Below are 1375 nucleotides of genomic sequence, written 5' to 3' on the forward strand. Positions count from 1 at the left end.
AGGATAAGCCCTCGACCGATTAGTATTCGTCAGCTGCACGTGTTGCCACGCTTCCACCCCGAACCTATCAACCTGGTCGTCTACCAGGGGTCTTACATACTGGGAAATCTCATCTTGAGGGGGGCTTCGCGCTTAGATGCTTTCAGCGCTTATCCCTTCCGTACATAGCTACCCAGCGATGCTCCTGGCGGAACAACTGGTACACCAGCGGTACGTCCATCCCGGTCCTCTCGTACTAAGGACAGCTCCTCTCAAATTTCCTGCGCCCACGACAGATAGGGACCGAACTGTCTCACGACGTTCTGAACCCAGCTCGCGTACCGCTTTAATGGGCGAACAGCCCAACCCTTGGGACCTACTTCAGCCCCAGGATGCGATGAGCCGACATCGAGGTGCCAAACCTCCCCGTCGATGTGGACTCTTGGGGGAGATAAGCCTGTTATCCCCAGGGTAGCTTTTATCCGTTGAGCGATGGCCCTTCCATGCGGTACCACCGGATCACTAAGCCCGACTTTCGTCCCTGCTCGACTTGTAGGTCTCGCAGTCAAGCTCCCTTATGCCTTTGCACTCTTCGAATGATTTCCAACCATTCTGAGGGAACCTTGGGGCGCCTCCGTTACACTTTAGGAGGCGACCGCCCCAGTCAAACTGCCCACCTGACACGGTCCCCGAACCGGCTTCACGGTTCCAGGTTAGAACTCCGATACGATCAGGGTGGTATCCCAACGGCGCCTCCGCGGACGCTTGCGCGCCCACCTCTCAGGCTCCCACCTATCCTGTACAGATCGTACCACAGTCCAATATCAAGCTGCAGTAAAGCTCCATGGGGTCTTTCCGTCTTGTCGCGGGTAACCTGCATCTTCACAGGTACTAAAATTTCACCGGATCTCTCGTTGAGACAGCGCCCAAGTCGTTACGCCATTCGTGCGGGTCAGAATTTACCTGACAAGGAATTTCGCTACCTTAGGACCGTTATAGTTACGGCCGCCGTTTACTGGGGCTTCGGTTCACAGCTTCGGGCTAAGCCCTAACCGCTCCCCTTAACCTTCCAGCACCGGGCAGGCGTCAGCCCGTATACTTCGCCTTGCGGCTTCGCACAGACCTGTGTTTTTGCTAAACAGTCGCTTGGGCCTTTTCACTGCGGCCCCCTCGGGCTATTCACCCTACCGAGGCACCCCTTCTCCCGAAGTTACGGGGTCATTTTGCCGAGTTCCTTAACGAGAGTTCTTCCGCGCGCCTTCGCATGCTCTGCTCGCCTACCTGTGTCGGTTTGCGGTACGGGCACCTTCGCCTGGCTAGAGGCTTTTCTTGGCAGCCGGAGCTCATGACCTTCGGTACTGCAATTTTCCCTCCCCATCACAGCCCAGCCTTAACG

At 56.7% G+C, this 1375-nt stretch carries 1 rRNA gene; it reads right to left on the reverse strand.

Annotated features, from left to right (window positions below):
- Window positions 1-1375, reverse strand: a 23S ribosomal RNA gene (locus IDH44_RS26260); the annotation flags it as partial.

Origin of the sequence: Paenibacillus sabuli, assembly GCF_014705605.1 — a bacterium.
GTDB lineage: Bacteria > Bacillota > Bacilli > Paenibacillales > Paenibacillaceae > Paenibacillus_D > Paenibacillus_D sabuli.